8 protein-coding genes are annotated in these 20,203 nt (G+C 65.8%); 4 read left to right on the top strand and 4 right to left on the bottom strand.

Going from position 1 to position 20,203, the window contains the following annotated elements:
- Positions 1 to 109: 109 nt before the first annotated feature.
- The 3 genes from HHJ18_RS06485 to ppc all read right to left on the bottom strand — a co-directional run bounded on the left by HHJ18_RS06485 (position 110) and on the right by ppc (position 11,830).
- On the bottom strand, positions 110 to 8,332 hold the full coding sequence (locus tag HHJ18_RS06485) for a glucoamylase family protein (protein WP_296912913.1): 8,223 nt from the start codon (positions 8,330 to 8,332) through the stop codon (positions 110 to 112).
- Positions 8,333 to 8,345: 13 nt separating this feature from the next.
- Positions 8,346 to 8,576: a hypothetical protein gene (locus HHJ18_RS06480; protein ID WP_296912911.1), complete on the bottom strand. Its 231-nt coding sequence runs from the start codon at positions 8,574 to 8,576 to the stop codon at positions 8,346 to 8,348.
- 269 nt (positions 8,577 to 8,845) lie between these two features.
- The gene (gene ppc / locus HHJ18_RS06475) at positions 8,846 to 11,830 is read right to left on the bottom strand and encodes a phosphoenolpyruvate carboxylase (protein WP_296912908.1); all 2,985 of its coding nucleotides are present in this window, start codon (positions 11,828 to 11,830) and stop codon (positions 8,846 to 8,848) included.
- 87 nt (positions 11,831 to 11,917) lie between these two features.
- Here ppc and hemC point away from each other — a divergent pair, with 87 nt between their 5' ends.
- Genes hemC through HHJ18_RS06455 form a run of 4 tightly spaced genes read left to right on the top strand, consistent with a single transcriptional unit; the run spans position 11,918 to position 16,284 of the window.
- On the top strand, positions 11,918 to 12,934 hold the full coding sequence (hemC, locus tag HHJ18_RS06470) for a hydroxymethylbilane synthase (RefSeq protein ID WP_296912906.1): 1,017 nt from the start codon (positions 11,918 to 11,920) through the stop codon (positions 12,932 to 12,934).
- A 14-nt stretch (positions 12,935 to 12,948) separates the two neighbouring features.
- Entirely contained in the window at positions 12,949 to 13,821 is an 873-nt protein-coding gene (locus HHJ18_RS06465) for a uroporphyrinogen-III synthase (protein ID WP_296912903.1), read from the top strand.
- A complete protein-coding gene (locus tag HHJ18_RS06460; RefSeq protein WP_296912900.1) occupies positions 13,818 to 14,969 on the top strand; it encodes a uroporphyrinogen-III C-methyltransferase in 1,152 nt (383 codons plus the stop codon). The genes HHJ18_RS06465 and HHJ18_RS06460 overlap by 4 nt, the downstream gene beginning before the upstream one ends.
- 25 nt (positions 14,970 to 14,994) lie before the next feature.
- Complete coding sequence (locus HHJ18_RS06455; RefSeq protein WP_296912897.1) at positions 14,995 to 16,284, top strand: heme biosynthesis HemY N-terminal domain-containing protein; 1,290 nt, start codon at positions 14,995 to 14,997, stop codon at positions 16,282 to 16,284.
- A 348-nt stretch (positions 16,285 to 16,632) separates the two neighbouring features.
- Here the strand turns inward: HHJ18_RS06455 and HHJ18_RS06450 are convergent, their stop codons facing one another.
- A complete protein-coding gene (locus HHJ18_RS06450; RefSeq protein WP_296912893.1) occupies positions 16,633 to 19,827 on the bottom strand; it encodes an Rne/Rng family ribonuclease in 3,195 nt (1,064 codons plus the stop codon).
- Positions 19,828 to 20,203 lie beyond the last annotated feature (376 nt).

Here is a 20,203-nt window from a genome sequence, read left to right as displayed (position 1 = left end):
CTCACGCCAACACCAAACTCCAACCGATACCGCTATTAATTCAATAGCTGTTCGCGCCCGTATTCATTGGGCTAGAGCCAGATTTAAGTAAAAATACCATCAAAAAAAATTAAACCGAGCTCTTTTCCTTCTCAGCCGGAGCCGCCGTCACCCCCTCGCCCCGCACCAGCAACACCGCCCGCTGCGGCAGCGTATCCAACTCCACCCACTCACCCCAGGCCAGCACCTGGTCGGCCTCTTGCAGCCATCTGGAATCCCGCTCGCGCTGCCAGTGCACGGTGATGTCGCGTTCCTGCAGTTTCAGGCGGAGTTCCACGCTCGGCCAGTGTGCCGGCAGGCGCGGCGACAGCGACAGCCGGCCTGGCCTGACCGCCAGACCCAGCAGCGTTTCCAGTGCCGCGCGGTACAGCCAGGCGGCCGAGCCGGTGTACCAGCTCCAGCCGCCCCGGCCGACGTAGGGGGCGGCGCTGTAGACGTCTCCGGCCATCACGAAAGGCTCCAGCTCGTAGGCCGGGCCGCGTTGCGCGTTAGCGCTGCGGTGGGCCGGGCTGAGGGCTTCAAAGCTGCGCCAGGCGCCCTCGGTGTCACCGTTGAGGGCTTGCGCCATCAAAGCCCAGACGCCGGCGTGCGAATACTGGCCACCGTTTTCGCGCACGCCCGGTGGGTAGGCCTGGATGTAGCCGGGGTTGTTGGCCGAATGCTGCAGCGGCGGATCGAGCAGGCGCAGCAGGCCGGCCTCGTCGTCGACCAATTGCTGCTGCAGCGCCTGCATGGCGGGCGTCGTGAAGGCGGGCGTGGATGCGCCGGACAGCACGGCCCAGGCCTGCGCGATCAGGTCGATGCGGCATTCGGCGTTGGCGGCCGAGCCCAGCGGCGCACCGTTGTCGAAAAAGGCGCGGCGGAACCAGGCGCCGTCCCAGCCGGCATCGTGCAGCGCGGCAACCCAGCCGCGGCGTGCCTCCAGCCAGCGCGCGGCGCGCGCGTCGTCGCCGCACATGTGAACAAAAGGCACAAAGCTATCGACTACGCTGCATAAAAACCAGCCCAGCCAGACCGATTCGCCCTGGCCCTCATGGCCGACGCGGTTCATGCCGTCGTTCCAGTCGCCGGTGCCCATCAGCGGCAGGCCGTGCGCGCCTACCGCCAGGCTGCGGTCTATGGCGCGGGCGCAGTGCTCGTAGACGCTGGCGACCTGGCTGCTGGTCTGCGGTGCATAGTAGGCGTCTTCGGCGCCCTCGGGAATTTGCGGGCCGTCGATGAAATGGACCTTTTCATCGAGCAGCGTCACATCACCCGTGACCTCAATGTAGTGCGCGCAGGCGTAGGGCAGCCAAAGCAGGTCGTCGGAAAAATGCGTGCGTACGCCTTCGCCGCCTGGCGCGTGCCACCAATGCTGCACGTCGCCTTCAGGGAACTGGCGCGAAGCATTCAGCACGATCTGCTGGCGCAGGCGTGCCGGGTCGGCCAGCGCCAGCGCCATCGCGTCCTGCAACTGGTCGCGAAATCCGAAAGCGCCGCCGGCCTGGTAGAAGCCGGCCTTGGACCAGAGCCGGCACACCACCGTCTGGTAGAGCAACCAACGGTTGAGCAGCGCGTCAAATAGTGGATCAGGCGTTCTCACCTGCACCTGGCCCAGCAGGTTGGACCACCAGGTCTTGACGCCTGCCAGCGCCTGGCTGCTACCTTGGCTGCTGCTGGCGTCACTCGCATCGTGGGCATCGGATTGAGCCCAGTGCGCGGCCATCTGCTCGGCGGCAGCGGCGTTTTCCGCATGACCGAGGATGAAGCTGAAGGCCAGTGTGCCCTCGCCGCGCAGTTCGAAGTCGCTGGCCAGCGCCGCGCAGGCGTCGTAGGCGCCGCCACTGCGCTCTTCCAGGCCGGCGGGCAAGGCCAGCCGCCCCAGCGGGTCAAAAAATTCGGCGCGATTGCAGGTCCATTGCAGCTCCGGCGAAGCGCCGCTCATGGCCACAAAGGCCGTGGCCCCGCCGAAGCCGCCCTTGCTTTCGCGCTGCTGGGCGAACAGCGCCGCCTGTTCGGGCCGCTTCCAGGTGTGCAGCGTGCGCCGGTCGTGGCGCGCCTGGCCCATCTGCCACTCCACCATGGCCCAGGCGCGAAAGCGCCGCCGCCCGCTGCCTTCCAGCCGCACCCGCACCTGCACCACCTTCACCGCCTCGCGCAGGTCGGCGAAAAGAGTGGTTTCTGTTTTGATGCCGCCTTGATGGCCTTCAAACACCGAATAGCCTTGGCCGTGACTGACACGCCAATGGCTGTCGGGTGCCGCCAGCATCGAAGGCGTCAGGGGCATGACTTTGCCGCTGTCCAGGTCCTGCAGCAGCCAGTGCTCGAAGGCGGGGTCGCGCACCGGGTCGTTGGACCACGGCGTGAGCTGGTAGAGCCGGCTGTTGCCAGCCCAGGTAAAGCCGCTGCCGGTCTCGGACACCTGAAAGCCAAAGCTTGGGTTGGCGATGACATTGACCCAGGGTCGGGGCGCCGCCTGGCCGCCTTGCAAGTCGAAGCGGAACTCGCCGCTGGCGCTGTCAAAACGGCCCTGGGGTGCTGCTGCTGCTGCGGGCGGCGCGCTCGCCTCTGAGGCAGCGCCCGACAGCACGGTCCGGTCCAGTAGCTGGCTGCGCGGCGGCAGCCAGCTCTCGCGCAGGCTGGCGACCTGCAACTCCAGCGGCCGGCCATCGGCGCTAAGTACGACGCGCGCCAGCCCGGCCAACGCGGCCCGTTCGCCGGGCGATGTCTCCTGCTCGCGCAGCAGGTAAAACCCGGCAGAAAAATCCGCACCCTGGTGGTTTGGGAAACTGTTTTGCACCGAGCGCATCAGGCGGTCGCGCAGCGCCAGAATGTCGCGCTGCAAGGGCATCAGGTAAGAGTCGGATTCGCTGTTGAGCACTACCACGTCAACGGCCAGCCCGCCAAAGGCCCACCACGGCCTGGCGCGCAGCAGCGAGTGCACCAGTGCGATGCCGCTGGGTGAGTGAATGCGCACGAGCACGATAGGCTTGTCGCCCGAAATGCCAAAGCGCCAGAGCTGACGCTGGTCCAGCGGCGTTCCCTCGGCGCCCGGCCGGGGCAGGCTGTACATCAGCGCCGTGGTCAGGTCCTGCAGCGCCAGACTTTCTTCTGGGGTCAATGCCAGGTCGCGCAGCCGGACCTGGGCCAGCGTGGCGGCCATGCGGGTGGCGCGCTCGATATGCATGGGCTGCAAATACTTGTCGATGCGCGCGGCCAGCTCTTCCGCGTTGTCGGCGGCGGCGGTGGCAAAGCTCAGCCTGGCCATGGCACCGGGCGCCAGCCGCAGCGTCACGCGCAGGCTGGCCACCGGGTCCAGGCCGTTGATCGGGGCGCCGCTGCTGTCCAGCAGCTGTTCCCCCAGTGCCGGCCGGTGCGCCGGCTGGCTGCGGCCGGCAAACACCCGGCGGTCGGCGATGCAGTCCACCGCCAGCAGCTCGGCATCGGCCTCGGCCAGAAAGTGCGACACCGCCATCTGCGGGTCGCCGTGCAGGCGTGGCTGGCGTGTCAGCATCAGGGCGCGCCAGCGCGGCTCCCAGCGCGTCTGCACAAACAGGTTGGAAAAGGCCGGATGCGCTTCATCGGCACGCTGCTCGGCCAGCACCGCCTCAAAGCATGAGACCAGTTCAAGCACCTGCTCGGTGCGGCCGCTGTTGTGCAGCGTCACAGTGCGCAGTTCGGTGTCATCCTCGGGGCTGACCAGCACGGTGATGCTGGCGCTCAACTCGTCGCCATAGGCTTCGAACTGCACCCGGTCGGCCATGAAGCGCGCCTGGTAGCTCCAGCCCTCGCCCGGGGCCGGCGTAGCGGTCAGCGAGACCAGCGCCTGCTCGCCTTGGCGCCGCAGGTAGAAAAAACTGCCGTAGCCGTCGCGCAGCAAGTCGTCGCGCCAGCGTGTCACGTTGCGACCGCGCCAGCGGCTCAGGCCGGCGCCGCCGGCGTGCAGGGCGACGTTGTAGCTGCCGTTGGACAGTAGTTGCGTGGGCGTCCAGCCCGGCGCAAACGGGTTCACCTCGCGCGAATGGAACACCGGCTCGGCCACATAACCGCCGGGTTCGGGTGGTAGGCGCGGGTCAGCGCTTTCGACGATCTGGCGCGGCGAGCTTTCGTGCAGCAACGCGCCGTGCGCGGCTACCTGGGGGTCGGCCGCAAACCAGCGCCGCGGCGCATCGCCGCACAGCACGTTGCACAGCGCCGTCAGCGACATGCCCTGGTGGTGCGCCATGAAAGCCTCGACGATGCTGAACGCCTGTTCGTCTGGTTGGTGCGACACGGTGAAGTCCAACGCCTCGAACAGGCCGAGTTCGCCGCGTGCGCCCAGGCGCTCCAGCCGCTGCAGATTGGCGACGGCTTCATGCGGCTCAAACAGCGTGGCCAGCACGCTGGCGTAAGGTGCCACGACGCGATCAGTCTGCGGGGTGCGGCGTAGCGCCAGGCGCGGCACGCCGAAGGGCGAGTACTGGTAGGCCAGCGTGTGGTCCTGCGCGAAATAGGCCGACTCCGAAACGCCCCAGGGCAAGTGCTGGGCGGTGCCAAAAGCGCGCTGTTCGGCCACCGCCGCGCAGCCCGCGACATGCAGCAGGCCGCCTTCGGGTTCGCGCATCAGCAGCGAGGGCATCAGGTACTCGAACATCGAGCCCGACCATGATTTGAGCCCGGGTGCCGCGCCGACCGACAGGAACGGCCGGCCCAGCGCGGCCCAGTGGCGGCGCGGCACGTCGCCCTTGGCAATCGCCAGGAAGCTGGTCAGGCGCGACTCGGAGGCCAGCAGGTCGTAGTAGCTGGCATCCAGCGTCTGCTCCTGCACCCGCAGGCCGATGTGAAACAGGTGGCGTTTGGTGTCGTACAGACCGCGAAAGTCCATCGCCGCGTAGTAAGTCTGGCAGCGCTCAGCCAGGCGTAACAGGACGGTCTGCGCTGGCTTGCCGTCGGCGCCGTTGCGCGCCAGGCTGCAGCAGGCCTGCGCCACCGCCAGCAGCAGACCGGCCAGGTTGCCGCTGTCCACGGTCGAGACATAGGCCGGTTGCAGGATCTCCAGCGTGCGCGTGTCATACCAGTTGAACAGGTGGCCATGGTGCTTGGGCAGCCGCTCCATGGTGTCCAGTGTGTTGCCAAGGCGCTGGATCAGCTCGGCCGTGCTGATCCAGCCAAATTCGCGCGCGCAGCAGGTCGCCAGCAGGTACAGCCCAACGTTGGTGGGCGAGGTGCGGTGCGCCAGTGTGGGCTCTGGCACCAGCTGCAGGTTGTCCGGGGGCAGGTGGTTGTCCTCGGGACCGACGCAGCGCTCAAAAAAGCGCCAGGTGTCGCGCGCCAGGGTTTCCAGGTACAGCCGGTCCTTGTCGCGCAGCTCGTGCCCGGCGCCGCGCGGGCGGGGCTGGCTGGCCCACCAGGCGGCCAGTGGTGATACCGCCCACAGAAAGAACAGAGCGATGCCGGCGAGCGGGTGCGCGCCCCAGGGTGCCGCCAACGCCAGACCGGCGCAAAGAAAGGTGGCTGCAGCATGGCGGCGCGTGAACGCCGTCAGCTCGCTTTTGGCCGAGGCCTGAACCTGCGCGGCGGTGGTCCATTCCAGCAGGCGGCGCCGGCTCAGCGCCATGCGCCAGAGCGAGCGCAGCACGGCATCCAGCAGCAGCACGGCCTGCGCGCCCAGCTGGCTGAACTGCCAGGCAGCGCTGGCGAAGGCGCGTAACATTTCGCGCACACCCATGTCAAAAAAGTGACGCCAGGCAATGCCGCTGCGTGTCGGCACCAGGCCGGCCAAAGCGCCCAGCAGGGGGCCGGCCAGCAGCGCGGCGAAGCTCACCAGCAGCGCGGTGGACAAGGGCAGCGCCCCGGTGAACACGACCCAGACCAGCAGGCCAAAAGCGCCGGGCACGACCAGCGAGCGGCGCAGGTTGTCGCTCATCTTGAATAGCCCCAGCGCGTCCACGCCATAGTGTCTGGCGCGCCACATCAGCGGCAGCAGCTGCCAGTCGCCGCGCGTCCAGCGGTGCACGCGCGAGGCCGCCACGCCCGCGTGGTGCGGATGCTCTTCAATCAGCACCACGTCGCTGACAAAGCCGCAGCGCGCCACGCTGCCTTCAAGCAAGTCGTGGCTCAGCACCAATCCGTCGGGCAGGCGGGCGTCCAGCACCGCGTGCACAGCCTCGACGTGCAGCAGTCCCTTGCCGCTGAAGCTGCCGCTGCCGAACAGATCCTGGTAGACGTCAGAGACGCCGTTGTTGTAAGGGTCTATGCCGCATTGCCCGGCAAACAGCTGGTGGTACAGCGTGCGTTCTGACCGATCCGGCAAGGGCGTGACGACGCGCGGCTGCAAGATGCCGTAACCGCTGACGACGCGGCGCGAAGTGCTGTCTATCTGCGGGGCGTTCAGCGGGTGCGCGGCCACAGCCACCAGCTCGCGCAGGGCGCCCGGTGGCAGGCCGGTGTCGCTGTCCAGCGTGACGACATAGCGGATGCCTTCGGCCAGACGCAGCCCTGGCGCTACTGGCGTGAAGCCGTCCAGGCTGCCGGTGACCAGCGTGCGAAGAAGCTGTTCAAGCTTGCCGCGCTTGCGTTCCCAACCGAGCCAGCGCTGCTCGGTGTCGCACCAGCTGCGCGGCCGGTGAATAAGCAAAAAACGCGGCGCGGCGCCCGCGGGCACGGCAAAGCGTGTGTTCAGCTCTGTCACCTGCGCCAGCGCATCGTTTAGCAGGGCGGCGTCGCCGGGCAGGCTGGCGCTGGGTGCATCGGCCCAGTCCGTCAGCAGCGCGAACTGCGCCTCGGCCTCGCGGTTGGCCAGCCAGTGCAGTTCGAGCTGCTGCACCAGCGCGCGGGTGGAGGCCGCCGACGTCAACAGCGTCGGTATCACCACCAGCACGCGGTGTTCCGGCGGAATGCCGCTGGCGAAGTCCAGGCGCGGCAAAAAGCGCACCTTGAGTGACTCGGCGATCAGACGATGCCCAAACGCTGCCGCCGCTTCAGACGCTGGCCAGGCCAGCAAACACAATGCGAGCACCGCCTGCCAGCCGCGCGCGTCGGCGTGCTGCCAAGCCACCAGTACGATCAGCAGCGTTGTTAGGGTGATGGGCGCCATGTACAGCGGCAAGCGCCAGTGGCGTACGCCGGCGCGTCGCGCGGCGCCTGGTCCTGGCATGCCGAGCGCCGCTTCCAGTGACGCGCGGCCCGCGCCCATCAGATAAAAACCGGCAGTGCGCTGGGCGGTTGCCGCGCCGCCGCTGGCGTTTTGCGCGGCGTTGACCACGGCCTCGGCTACTTCACGTTCGGATTTGCGGCTTTGTCGCGCCAGCCGCTCCATGGACTGGGTGATCTGCTGGCGCGTCAGCTCGCTTTCCAGCACAAAGCTGGGCAGGCGCCGCAGCACCTGCAGGGAACGGCTCACCGGCTCGATCAGATCGAGCCAGTCGACCTGACCAATCAGGCGCAAATTGGTGATGATGTTGCCCACGGTCAGGTTGGCCGCGACCTGGGCGCTCTGGCTTTCGACCATCAGCACCTGTCCGTCAGGGCAATGCCTTTCGGTCCAGAGCACCAGCGCCGGCGCGCTGTCCAGCCGCTCCGTCGGCATGCGCTGCCACAGCTGCGTCAGGTAAGCGCGCCGCAGGCCGCGCTGCTTCATCAGGTCCTCGATCGCGTCGAGGTCGCTATCGTTCAGCCGGTCGGCACAGTCCCACACCGCATGCGCCACTTCGCGCGCCACCTTGCCGCGTGCGATTTCATCTGCCATGCGGCGCAGGTTTTCCAGCAGCACCACGCGCAAAGTGGTCGGCAAGGCCCACAGCTCGCTCAGGCGCAGTTCGCTGTGTTCCTGGTAGGCATTGAGGAAGGCGACGAAAACGTCGGGGTTCAGCACGCTGTCGGTGTGGGCCACATAAGCCCAGGCGATGCCGTAAACCCGTGGCAAACCCTGCAGCGGTGCTTCTGCCAGCTTGGGCAGGCTGGCGTAGTAGCGCCTCGGAACACCCTCGCGAATTTGCTGCAGCTGCGCCTCGACCAAATGAAAATTGTCCAGCAGCCATTCAGCGGCCGGGGTCACGTAGTGACCGCTGCGTGACATCAGAGCTATGTAGTCATAGGCATGGCGCAGAGCCGCCAGGTTTTCATCGACCCGGGGAAAAAAGAAAGCACGGCGACGCGAATTTGCATCGGTTTCTATCGCCTGGGCCTGCGCCAGGCTGTGACCGTGCTCTTCAAAGCGCTGAACGCCGAACAACTCCGCGCGGATGGGTGCCTCTGCATCAACCGTGCGCGACAGCAGAAGGGCGCGAGCGTAGGGGGTTAGTGCTTCGAGCCGGTCAAGAACCGCCGCGTCCACCCGTCAGTCCGGCTCAGGCCAAAGCCAAAAGGCCAAGCGCGCAAAAGGCGAAGACTGCGGCGGTCGTCACGATGCGCGGCGACGCCATCGCGTGCAGGGACTCCAGCGTGGCACGCAAGGTAAACCATCGACCGCGCGAGCGCTGACACGCGTTCATATGCGAAGCCAAGGCCGAAAAATCACTGGATACAGGGTTGTCGACAGGTGAAAAGCCGCTGGCGGCCCCGGACGCAGGGGTGGACATGTTTGTAGGCTCCTGTGGTTGCTGCAGCACCGCAAAGCGCAGTGCATTATTAGGGTTTCCACTTATGATAGGAGCGCGAAAAGCTTGGCGCTATCGGACGCCGCCGGTGCGTTTGTAGGAGGGGACCGACAGTTGCAGCGAAGGTGGTGCGGCCCGCCGGAAAACAGCTGCGCTCGTTTGGATGACTGGAGCGCGTCAAGTGCCGGGTTTTGGTGTCAAACTGGTTTGCAGCTCATGGGCTGGAAGCCAATTTGACCAGGAAACCAGCGCTAACCAGTGTTGCGCAAGCCTGCTGCAATCCCGTTGATCGAAATATGTATCCCCGTCTGCACGCGCTGGTCAGTCTGGCCGGCGCGGTAACGCCGCACCAGCTCGACCTGCAAATGGTGCAGCGGATCAATGTAGGGAAAACGGTGGCGGATCGAGCGTTGCAGCGCGGCGTTGCCGGCCAGCCGTTGCTTTTCACCGGTGATCAGCGCCAGCGCGTCGGCCGTGCGGTGCCACTCGGCCTCGATGGTGCTGAAGACCTTTTTGCGCAGCCGGGCGTCGCCCACCAGTTCGGCATAGCGCGAGGCCAGCGCGAGGTCGCTCTTGGCCAGCACCATGTCCACGTTGCTCAGCAGCGTACGAAAGAAGGGCCATTGCCGGTACATCTTTTGCAGCAGGGCGAGCGCCTCCTTGCGGCTGGCGGGGGTGCCGCCCTGCACCAGAAACTGTTCAATGGCGCCGCCAAAGCCGTACCAGCCCGGCAAGGTCAAGCGGCATTGGCCCCAGCTGAAACCCCAGGGAATAGCGCGCAGGTCTTCGATGCGTGAGAAGGGTTTCGCCGCTGGGCCGCCCCGAGGCGGAACAGCCCCCTCGGGGGGCAGCGCAGTGCGCGAAGCGACAAGCGTGGGGGCCACATACCGTGAGGCCGGGCGCGAGCCGATGTTGAGCTCGGCAATCTCGCGGATCGGTGTGGCGCTGAAGAAGTATTCGGTGAAGCCGGGGGTCTCGTACACCAGCGCCCGGTAAGCGGCCATGCTGGCCTGCGAGAGCTGGTCGGCGGCCTGCAGGAAGGCCTTGGTCGCAGGTTTGGTGGGCTGCAGCAGCGTCGCCTCCAGCGTGGCGGCGACCAGCGTTTCGAGGTTGCGCCGGCCAATTTCCGGGTTGGCGTATTTGGAGCCTATGACTTCGCCCTGCTCGGTCAGGCGAATCTGTCCGCGCACCGTGCCGGGTGGTTGCGCCAGGATGGCCTGGTAGCTCGGACCACCGCCGCGGCCTACCGTGCCACCCCGGCCGTGAAACATGCGCAGCGTGATCCTGTGGGAAGCGGCCAACTGGTCAAACAGTTCGACCAGCGCGATCTCGGCGCGGTACAGCTCCCAGTTGCTGGTGAAGATGCCGCCGTCCTTGTTGCTGTCGCTGTAGCCCAGCATGATGTCCTGCTCGCCGCCGCTGCGCTGCACCAATTGCGCCACGCCCGGCAGCGCATAAAACTCGCGCATGATGGGCGCCGCATTGCGCAGGTCTTCAATGGTTTCAAACAGCGGCACCACGATCAGGTCGCAGGTCGCGGCGCTGCCTGCACTGCCGACACTGCCTGAACCGGAATTGGGCGCGTCCTGCAAAATGCCGTGCAGCAAGTCCACCTCTTTTTGCAGCAGCAGCACTTCGAGCAGGTCGCTCACTGTCTCGGTGTGGCTGATGATGTAGTGGCGAATCGCTTCCTTGCCAAAACGCGCGAGCGCCGTGCGGGCCGCTTCAAAAATCGCCAGCTCGCTTTGGGCCAGCGCCGAGTAAACGGCGCCGAGCACGCGCAACGGCCGGGCGTCATTGAGCAGTTGCAGCAGCAGCGCGCGCCTGGCCGGCTCGTCCAGACTGGCGTAGCGCGGCGTTATGCGGGCCACGGCCAGCAACTCGGCCACCACTTCCTGGTGCTTGTCAGAGCTTTGGCGTAGGTCAATCGTCGCCAGATGGAAGCCAAACACCTCGACGGCGCGAATCAGCGGATGCAGGCGCTGGGCAATCAGTGCTTGGCCGTGATGGCTGCGCAGCGAGGCCTCGATGGTGCGCAGGTCGGCCAGAAAATCTTCGGCTAGCGCATAGGCGTTTTGCGGCGCCACGGCATGGCGCGCCGCCTCACCGCCGGTCAGCGCCTTGAGCGTGGCGGCGAGCCGGGCATAAACGCCGGTGAGGGCGCGCCGATAGGGTTCGTCCTTGCGGTGTTCGCTGGTGTCAGGTGAGCTTTCAGCGAGTAGCCGCATGGCGGGGCTGAAGTCGACCAGCATGGCCGACATCGACAGCTCCGCGCCCAGAAAGTGCACCTCGGTCAGGTAGTGGCGCAGCGCCACGTCGGCTTGCCGACCGAGCGCGTAGTTGAGCGTTTCGGCGCTGACGTTGGGGTTGCCGTCGCGGTCGCCGCCTATCCATTGGCCCATGCGTAAAAAGCTGTGCACCGGCTGGTTGCCGAGTTCGCGCTCCAGGTTGGCGTAGAGCTTGGGAATCTCGCGCAGAAAAGTGGCTTCGTAGTAGCTCAGCGCGTTCTCGATTTCGTCAACTACCGTGAGCTTGGAAAAGCGCAGCAGCCGCGTTTGCCACAGCTGCATGACGCGGGCGCGCAGCTGCGCTTCGTTGGCCGCCAACTCGCGCGGGCTCAAGGCATCTTTGGCGGCGTTGCTGGCCTGGGCCAGCGCCTTGATGTCATCGCGCGCCGTCAGCAGTTGCGCAATGTCGCGTTCGGCGTCCAGAATGCTTTTACGCTGTACTTCCGTCGGGTGCGCCGTCAGCACCGGCGAGACAAAGCTGCGGGCCAGCGTATTTGCTATTGTTTTAGGAGCTATACCGGCCCAGCGCAAGCGGGCCAGTGCCACTTCTATGCTGCCTTCCTGAGTGTCGCCGGCGCGCTCGTGAACGGCCCGGCGGCGAATGTGGTGGCGGTCTTCGGCCAGGTTGGCCAGGTGGCTGAAGTAGGTGAAGGCGCGAATCACGCTAACGGTCTGGTCGGCCGACAAGCCCTTAAGTAATTTTTTCAGGGCCTTGTCCGCCTCCTGGTCGGCATCGCGCCTGAAGGCCACCGATAGCCTGCGCACCTGCTCGATCAGTTCGTAGGCGGCAACGCCATCCTGCTCGCGAATCACATCGCCGAGCAGGCGGCCCAGCAGGCGGATGTCTTCGACCAGCGGACGCTCGTTGTCGCGTGATCTATTGGAAGCCCTGGCGAGGATGGGCTCTTTGGTGTCTTTGGTGATGCGGGCGCCTGCTGCAGTGACCATGTCTATCTCTTCCCCTAAAGTCGCTCGGGTTTAAAACCTCGCATGCTAGCATTCACTTCGTTTAAAAAGATTACAGGCAGGAACCCAGTGGCAGCAGTATTGCAAACCGTTAAAGAAGTCGGCACAGCTCTCAAAGTCGTCATCGCCACGCGCGAAAGCCGTCTGGCGCTGTGGCAGGCCGAGCATGTCAAGGCGCTGCTCGAAGCGCGTCTGGGCTGGCAGGTCGAGTTGTTGGGCATGACCACGCAAGGCGACCAGATCCAGGATCGCTCGCTCAGCAAAGTCGGCGGCAAGGGGCTGTTTGTCAAGGAACTCGAAGTGGCGCTGAGCGAAGGCCGCGCCGACCTGGCCGTGCATTCGCTCAAGGATGTGCCGATGGATCTGCCCGACGGCTTCGCGCTGGCCTGCGTGCTGGAGCGCGAGGACCCGCGCGACGCCTTTGTGTCCAATCAGTTCGCCTGCCTGGCCGATTTGCCGCAGGGCGCGGTGGTGGGCACCTCAAGCCTGCGCCGGCTGGTGCTGCTTAAGGCCATGCGGCCCGACCTGAACATACAGCCGCTGCGCGGCAACCTTGATACGCGGCTGCGCAAGCTTGATGAAGGCCAGTACCAGGCCATCGTGCTGGCAGCCGCCGGCTTGAAGCGGCTCGGGCTTGAATCACGCATTCGCAGTGCCTTTGCACCGGCTGACATGTTGCCTGCGGCCGGGCAGGGCGCTTTGGGCATTGAAGTCTGCGCCGATCGCGCCGATTTGCTGGAGGCGCTGGCCACCTTGGCGCATCAACCAACCTGGCTGGCCGTGACGGCCGAACGCACCGTCTCGCGCGCCATGGGCGGTAGCTGCTCGATGCCGCTGGCGGCTTTTGTCACCGATTTTGGACAAGACCCGTCCGCTGCAGGCGAGCACGCCATGCAGCTCAACGCGGCCTGGGGCGATCTGGCCAGTGCCGAAGACTTGTCCGCCTTGCCACCGGTTCCCCTGGTACAGGTGCAACTCAGCGCCGCGGTACGCAACTTTGCCGAGGCCGAGGCCTTGGGCGAAGCGGTGGCGGCGAAGTTGCGCGTCGGCGGCGCCGTCTGGGCCAGCAACGACTCAGCCCTGTGATGCCGGGGGCTGGCGTGACGACCGCCGGTGCCTCGGCCCATGTGATCGTGACCCGGCCCGCGCGCGACGCGCAGCGCTGGGTGCAGCAGTTGCAGCAGAACGGTTTCAGCGCCGAGGCCTTTCCGCTGATCGAGATTGCGCCGGCTGACGATCCCGCCGACGTGCAGGCGTTGGCGCGGGCCTGGCAAAGGCTGAGCGACTACGCCGCCTACCTGTTTGTCAGCGGCAATGCCGTGACCTATTTCTTCAAGGGAAAAGAGGCGCTAGACCAGCAGCTATGGGCGCAGGCAGCTATTAATTCAATAGCAGATAAAAGTCCTGGCTTGCGCTGCATGGCGCCCGGCCCGGGCACCGTGGCGGCGCTGCGTGCCGTGGGCGTGCCGGCCGGTCAGATTGACGCACCGGCTGCGGACGCCCAGCAGTTTGATTCGGAAGCCTTGTGGGACACCGTGGGCCGGCGCGACTGGCGGGGCCGGCGCGTGCTGATCGTGCGCGGGGCCAGTGCTGCGTCGGACGCAGGCGCTGCCGCACCCTCGGCAGGGCGCGACTGGATCGCCCAGCAATGGCGGGCCGCCGGTGCGCAGGTTGATTTCGTCGGCGTGTACCAGCGTCGCGCGCCCGCACTGACGCAGGCGCAGGCCGAGCGCGCACGCGCTGCCGGAGCCGATGGTTCGGTCTGGCTCTTCAGCAGTTCGGAGGCGGTGGCAAATCTGGCCAGCTTGCCCTCCCTGGCTGGCACGGACTGGAGCGGCGCGCGCGCCGTCGCCACGCACCCGCGCATTGTTGACGCGGTACGCGCGGCCGGCTGGGGTGTTGTTGTGGCGTCACGTCCGGCGCTGCAGGACATCAGCGCCACGCTGCGCTCGATAGAATCACTCTATCCATGAGCGACAGCCAACCTGCTTTGCCCCTTTCATCTGCACCCCGTGAAGAACCTGTCGGCGCTCCGATGTCGGAGCGCGGACTGATCCCGCTCGATGCGCCCATCCCGCCCTATGCCTGGCTGGTGTCGCGCAAGTGGGCGTTGCTGGTGCTTGCGCTGGCGGCGGTCGCCCTGCTGAGCAGCTTTTTGCTGTGGCAAAAGCTCAACACCATCCAGGAAGAACTGGCGCGCCGCAGCACCGATTCGGGCGCCCAGGCAATTGAGGCGCGCACGCTGGCGCGCCAGGCCGAGAACAGCACGCGGGAACTGGCGGCTCGGCTGACGCTGCAGGAAACCCGCATCAGCGAAGTCAGCCTGCAGCGCAGCCAGCTTGAAGAACTGATGCAAAGCCTGTCACGCTCGCGCGATGAAAACCTGGTGGTCGACGTTGAATCAGCGCTGCAGCTGGCGCAACAGCAGGCGCAACTCACCGGCAGTGCAGAGCCGCTGCTGGCCGCGCTCAAATCGGCCGAGCAACGCCTGGCGCGTGCCGCCCAGCCCCGACTTAACCCCTTGCAGCGCGCGATTGCGCGCGACATGGACCGCATCAAGGCGGCCAGCCTCACCGATGTGCCGGTGCTCATGCTCAAACTCGATGAGCTGGCGCGCCTGGCCGATGAACTGCCGGTGGGCAACGCCCTGTCAAGTGCCGTGACCCCCACGCTACCGGCCGCAGTGGTCGTTTCTCGCAATGGCGCGTCGGCGGCCAGTGGCCTCTCCTTGGGATGGTTTGATAAATTGAGCCTCAGTGCCTGGTCGCGTGGCGCGCTGGACGGGCTGCGCGAGGAAGCGCGCAAGCTGCTGCGCGTCAGCCGCATCGAGCAGCCCGAGGCGGCCCTGCTGGCGCCCGAACAGGCGTTTTTTCTGCGTGAAAACCTCAAGCTCAGGCTGCTCAACGCGCGCTTGGGATTGCTGTCGCGCCAGACCGACAACACACACGCCGATCTGGCCAGCGCCAGCGCCTGGCTGGACAAATACTTTGACCCGGCTTCGCGTAAAACCCAGACCGCCGTCCAGTTGCTGGCCCAGGTGCAAAGCCAGCTGAAAACCAGCGAGCTGCCGCGCCTGGACGACACCATGTCGGCGCTGTCCACAGCCGCGGCTGGCCGTTAAAAGTACCAGGGCGGGAAGCTACAACATGCGCGCGGCACTCTGGCTTTTGGCCCTGTTTGGCGTGGCCGTCGCGGTCGCCCTGTTTGCCGGCAACAACCAGGCGGTGGTTTCCATTTTTTGGCCGCCGCACCGGGTCGATATTTCGTTCAACCTGATGGTGCTGCTGTTGGCAGGTTTGTTCTTGCTGCTGTACCTGGCCCTGCGCGCCATGTCCGCACTGTTTGCCTTGCCGGACCAGGCCCAGCGCTGGCGCGCGCAGCAAAAAGAGCGCGCCATGTACGGTGGCCTGATGGACTCGCTGGCGCACTTGCTGGCCGGCCGCTACATTCGCGCGACCAAGTCGGCGCACAACGCGCTGGCGCAGGAAAAAAGCCTGGCTCAACTCGCCGACTCGCCCGTGCATACCGACGGACACAGCCTGAGCCGCGCCGCGCAATTGCGCTCGCTGGCGCATTTGCTGGTCGCTGAAAGTGCGCAGTCGCTGCAAAACCGGACGGTGCGCGACCAGCACCTGCAACTGGCCCTGCAGAGTTCGGCGCAGCGCAATGCACTGGAACTGCGCGAGGGCGTGCATTTCCGCGCTGCCCGCTGGGCGCTGGAAGACCGCGACGCCGATGCCGCGCTCGACTGGCTGACCCAGCTGCCGCAAGGCGCGGCCCGCCGCACGCTGGCGCTGCGCATGAAGCTGCGCGCCGCCCGGCAGGCGCGGCAGACCGCGCAGGCGCTGGAGACCGCGCGCCTGCTGGCCAAACATCGCGCCTTTTCGTCGGTCGCTGCTCAAAGCATCGTGCGCGGTTTGGCGCTGGAGTTGCTCAACGAAGCGCACGATCCGGTGCAACTGCAACAGGCCTGGCAGTCACTCGACGACAGTGAGCGCGCAATGCCCGAGCTGGTGGTACATGCGGCAGCGCGGCTGCTGGCGCTGCACGGCGACGCCACGCTGGCGCGTTCATGGCTGCTGGAAGTGTGGGAGCGCATGCTGCTGCTGGACGCCAGCATCAACGACAGCCTGCGCATCAAACTGATAAGCGTCCTCGAAACCGGACTCGATTCCCTGGATGCCGCCTGGCTGGCCCGCATCGAAACGGCCCAACTCAGCCGTCCGCGTGATGCCGGCCTGCAGTATCTGGCGGGCATGGCCTGCCTTAACCGCCAGCTTTGGGGCAAGGCGCGCCAGCTGCTGTCGCAGGCGGCGCCAGCCTTGCAGGACAAAACGCTGCAGCGCAACGCCTGGCGCGCTTTGGCGGTGCTGGCTGAACAGCGCGAAGATGAGGCGGCTGCCGCGCAGGCGTACAAGCGGGCGGCGCAAGACTGACCGTATTTCGATACCGCTCAAGCTTCTTCTTGCGCTCTGTACCGGTATGGCGTTTGCCGCGGCTTTCGCATCGACTTTCACGTAGCAGCCCGAACGCCAGGCGCAGCGCTGCTAGGCACCGCAGACGAGCGATTTTGCTTCATCCCATTTTCCCGATGTGCCCGCAGGCGCTGACAACTGGCTGGCCGAGATGACATCGCCTTCGCCTGGCTGGCCGACGCCCCCTGGTGGTATGGGGCGCTGCCGCGCTGCTCCCCCTGGTCTTTGAGTGCAGATTAAAAAAAAGGCCCGCGATGCGGGCCTTTTTCAATCGCTCAAATGAGCATAGGGCGTCGCTTTGTCCGCCGTTTAATCCGCTGACTTCTCAAACGGCAGCGTCATGGCGGCCAAATCGCGTTTGGTCTCGACCAGCACCAGCGGACCTTCTTCCGACACCGCCGGTGCGGAACGCTCGCGCGGCACATGCACCGGCTTGACCGCAGCGGCTATGGCGGCTTGCGCCTCGGCTATCTTGGTCGCATCGGAATTGACCCATTGCAAACCTGAACCCTGAGCCACTTGGGCCAGGTCCTGCATCGGCAGATCGTAGGACTGGACCTTGGGTAGAGCTGTCGTAGCGGCGGCGGGCGCCGCGGCTACGACGGGTACTGGTACAGGTGCAGCTACAGGGGCCCGGGGCGGCGCGACAACCACAACTGGCGCCGTGTAAACAACTGCGGGTGCAGCTGCCGGTGGTGCTACGGGTGCTACAAATTCAGTAGCTAGTGGCACCCGTGCTTGCTGGGATAGAGGCTGATTAGGCTCTGAAAACCCGGAAAACGCCGGCGCTGCCGGGGCGCTGCTGCCATCGGCAGGTTGCTCGTTGCGGTCGCTGCGTTCACGGCGTTCGCGGCCATAGCGATCGCGGCCGCGACGCGGCTGGCGCTGCTCGTCGGCTTGATCATTCTGGGCCGGTGCCAAGGCGTTGCCGGCCTCGTCCAGCGCTGCTGCGTGCAGCGGCGTGGCTTCGGCGTCCAGGTTGGCGGGGGCATCCAGCGCTGCGCTCTGGTTGTCGCTGCCCTCTGGACGCTCGCCACGCCTGTCGTTGCGGCGGCCACCGCGCTCAGCACCGCGTTCACCAATACGCTCGCCACTGCGTTCACGGCGGCCTTCGCCACGACCTTCACGTCCACCGGGCTGGCGTTCGCCCTCACGGCCTGCGTCTTGCGGCGCATCTTGGGCTGGCCGATCCTGGCGTTGGGCCGCTTCGCCGCCCATGGCTGCGGCCATGGCCGCCTGATTGGCCAGCGCCAGGTCCTGCTCCACGGCATCGCGCGGGATGCGCTCAGCGCGCTCGCCACGGCCACCGCGCTCGCCTCTTGGGCTGCGTTCGCCGCGCTCACCCCGGCCTTCGCGGCTGTCGCTGCGCGGCTGTTCTTCATTGCGGGTGTCGGTGCGGCCTTCGCCGCGGCTGTCGGTACGTGGTTCAGCGGCAGGGCGTTCCTGGCGACCGCCTTCAGCACGACCCTCCGGGTTGCGTTCGCGGCGCTCGCCACCCCGGCCCTCGTTGCGATTTTCGCTGCGACCTTCAGGGCGACCTTCGGTGCGACCGTCCGCGCGGCCCTCACCACGGCCTTCACCTCGGGCCTCGCCACGTCCCTCACTGCGACCACGGCCACCACGGCGGCCATCTCGGCCACCGCGCTCGCCACGGTCCGAACGCTCGCCGCGTCCATCAGGGCGAATGTCGGGGCGCGTGTCGGCGGCGCGTTCGTCTTTCTTGACTTCCTGGGCAGGCGCTGCAGCTGGTATTTCCGCGCCGCCAAACAAGTTTTTGACCCAGCCAAAGAAACCGTTTTCCGCGGGTGCTGGTACCGGAGGCGCGACCGGCGCCAGACGCGCTGCCGGTTTGGGTGCCGCATGGACAGGTGCTGCCGGCCGGGGCTGCGCCACCGGAGCGGGCGCATCGGGCAAAACGCCCTTGATGATGGGCTCCTGCTTGTTGTGCTTTTCCTGGTTGCGACGCGTGACCAGCGTCGGGTCTTCGATTTCCTCGGCCATCTTGTAGCTGGCTTCGATGTTGTCCAGACGCGGATCGTCGTGCTTCAGGCGCTCGAGTCGGTAGTTGGGCGTTTCCAGCGTCTTGTTGGGCACCAGCAGCACATTGATGCGCTGCTTCATCTCGATCTTGGCGATCTCGGAGCGTTTCTCGTTGAGCAGGAAAGACGCCACATCGACCGGCACCTGGCACAGCACCGAGGCCGTGCTGTCTTTCAGCGACTCTTCCTGAATGATGCGCAAAATCTGCAGCGCCGAGCTTTCGGTGTCCCGGATATGGCCGGAACCACCGCAACGCGGGCAGGGAATCGATGCGCCTTCGTTGAGCGCCGGGCGCAGACGCTGGCGGCTCATTTCCATCAGGCCGAACTTGCTGATAGTGCCGAACTGCACGCGTGCGCGGTCTTGCCGCAGCGCATCGCGCAAGCGGTTTTCCACGTCGCGGCGGTTGCGAGATTCTTCCATGTCGATAAAGTCGATGACGATCAGGCCGCCCAGGTCGCGCAAACGCATCTGGCGCGCCACTTCGTCGGCGGCTTCCAGATTCGTGCGGGTGGCGGTTTCCTCGATGTCGCCGCCCTTGATGGCGCGCGCCGAGTTGACGTCGACCGACACCAGCGCTTCGGTATGGTCGATGACGATGGCGCCGCCGGATGGCAGCTGCACAGTGCGGGCGTAGGCCGACTCGATCTGGTGCTCGATCTGAAAGCGGCTGAACAGCGGCGCGTCGTCGCGGTAGCGCTTGACGCGGTGCTCATGCTCGGGCATCACGTGGGCCATGAACTGGCGCGCTTGCTCGTACACGTCGTCGGTGTCGAACAGGATGTCGCCGATGTCGCTGTTGAAGTAGTCGCGGATGGCGCGAATCACCAGGCTCGATTCCTGATAAATCAGGAAAGCACCCTTGCCGCCCTTGCCGGCGCCGTCAATCGCGGTCCAAAGTTTGAGCAGGTAGTTCAGGTCCCACTGAAGTTCAGGGGCGCTGCGGCCGATTCCGGCGGTGCGCGCGATGATGCTGGCGCCCGCCGGGTATTCCAGCTGGTCCATCGCTTCCTTGAGGTCGGCCCGGTCTTCGCCCTCGATACGGCGGCTCACGCCGCCGCCGCGCGGGTTGTTGGGCATCAAGACCACGTAGCGCCCGGCCAGCGATACAAAGGTGGTGAGCGCAGCGCCCTTGTTGCCACGTTCTTCTTTTTCAACCTGAACCAGCAGTTCCTGGCCTTCCCGGATCACATCGCTGATGCGCGCCTGGTTGACCGGCACGCCTTGCGTAAAGTACTGCTTGGAGATTTCCTTGAAAGGCAGAAAACCGTGGCGGTCTTCGCCGTAGTCAACAAAACAGGCTTCCAGCGAGGGCTCGACGCGGGTGACGACGGCCTTGTAGATGTTGCCCTTGCGCTGTTCCCGCCCTTCAATTTCAATTTCGTAGTCGAGGAGTTTTTGTCCGTCAACAATCGCCAGACGGCGTTCTTCTGCCTGGGTGGCATTTACCAGCATTCGTTTCATCGGGTAGTCCTTTGTCGTTCTTCGTTTCCGATGTCGCAAAACATCTCATCGATGTCAAGCTCATCTCATGCCCAAAATGGGCTAACGATGCCAGGAGGGACGCTGCGCGAACGTGGGGAATTGCCGGAGAGCTTTTGACCGCGAAATGCCTGACTGAAAAAACAGTCGGCTAACCGGGTCTGGGCGTAGGCGCGTGGATGGAGTGAGCGAAGGTCCGACCGGTGTTTGCTATCAAAATAATAGCTGCTTGCGCCCGCTGTACATGGGCTACAGGCTGATTTATGCCATAAAGCAGGGCCAAGAGGCGCCGCTGGCATAGATAAATCAGACTGACCGGTGTTGTCATCGGAGGGCGACCTGTGAAGGACTTTTGTCT

This window comes from Polaromonas sp. (assembly GCF_012927455.1).
GTDB lineage: Bacteria > Pseudomonadota > Gammaproteobacteria > Burkholderiales > Burkholderiaceae_C > Polaromonas.
The sequence above is the reverse complement of the archived record's forward strand: the minus strand, read 5'-3'. Positions and strand labels throughout refer to the sequence as shown.

What these genes read in the sequence shown, in the direction of transcription:
- HHJ18_RS06480 (WP_296912911.1), bottom strand. Translation starts at nt 8,576, where the DNA reads ATGTCCACCCCTGCGTCCGGGGCCGCCAGCGGCTTTTCACCTGTCGAC.
- ppc (WP_296912908.1), bottom strand. Translation starts at nt 11,830, where the DNA reads ATGGTCACTGCAGCAGGCGCCCGCATCACCAAAGACACCAAAGAGCCC.
- HHJ18_RS06460 (WP_296912900.1), top strand. Translation starts at nt 13,818, where the DNA reads ATGAGCGACAGCCAACCTGCTTTGCCCCTTTCATCTGCACCCCGTGAA.
- HHJ18_RS06455 (WP_296912897.1), top strand. Translation starts at nt 14,995, where the DNA reads ATGCGCGCGGCACTCTGGCTTTTGGCCCTGTTTGGCGTGGCCGTCGCG.
- HHJ18_RS06450 (WP_296912893.1), bottom strand. Translation starts at nt 19,827, where the DNA reads ATGAAACGAATGCTGGTAAATGCCACCCAGGCAGAAGAACGCCGTCTG.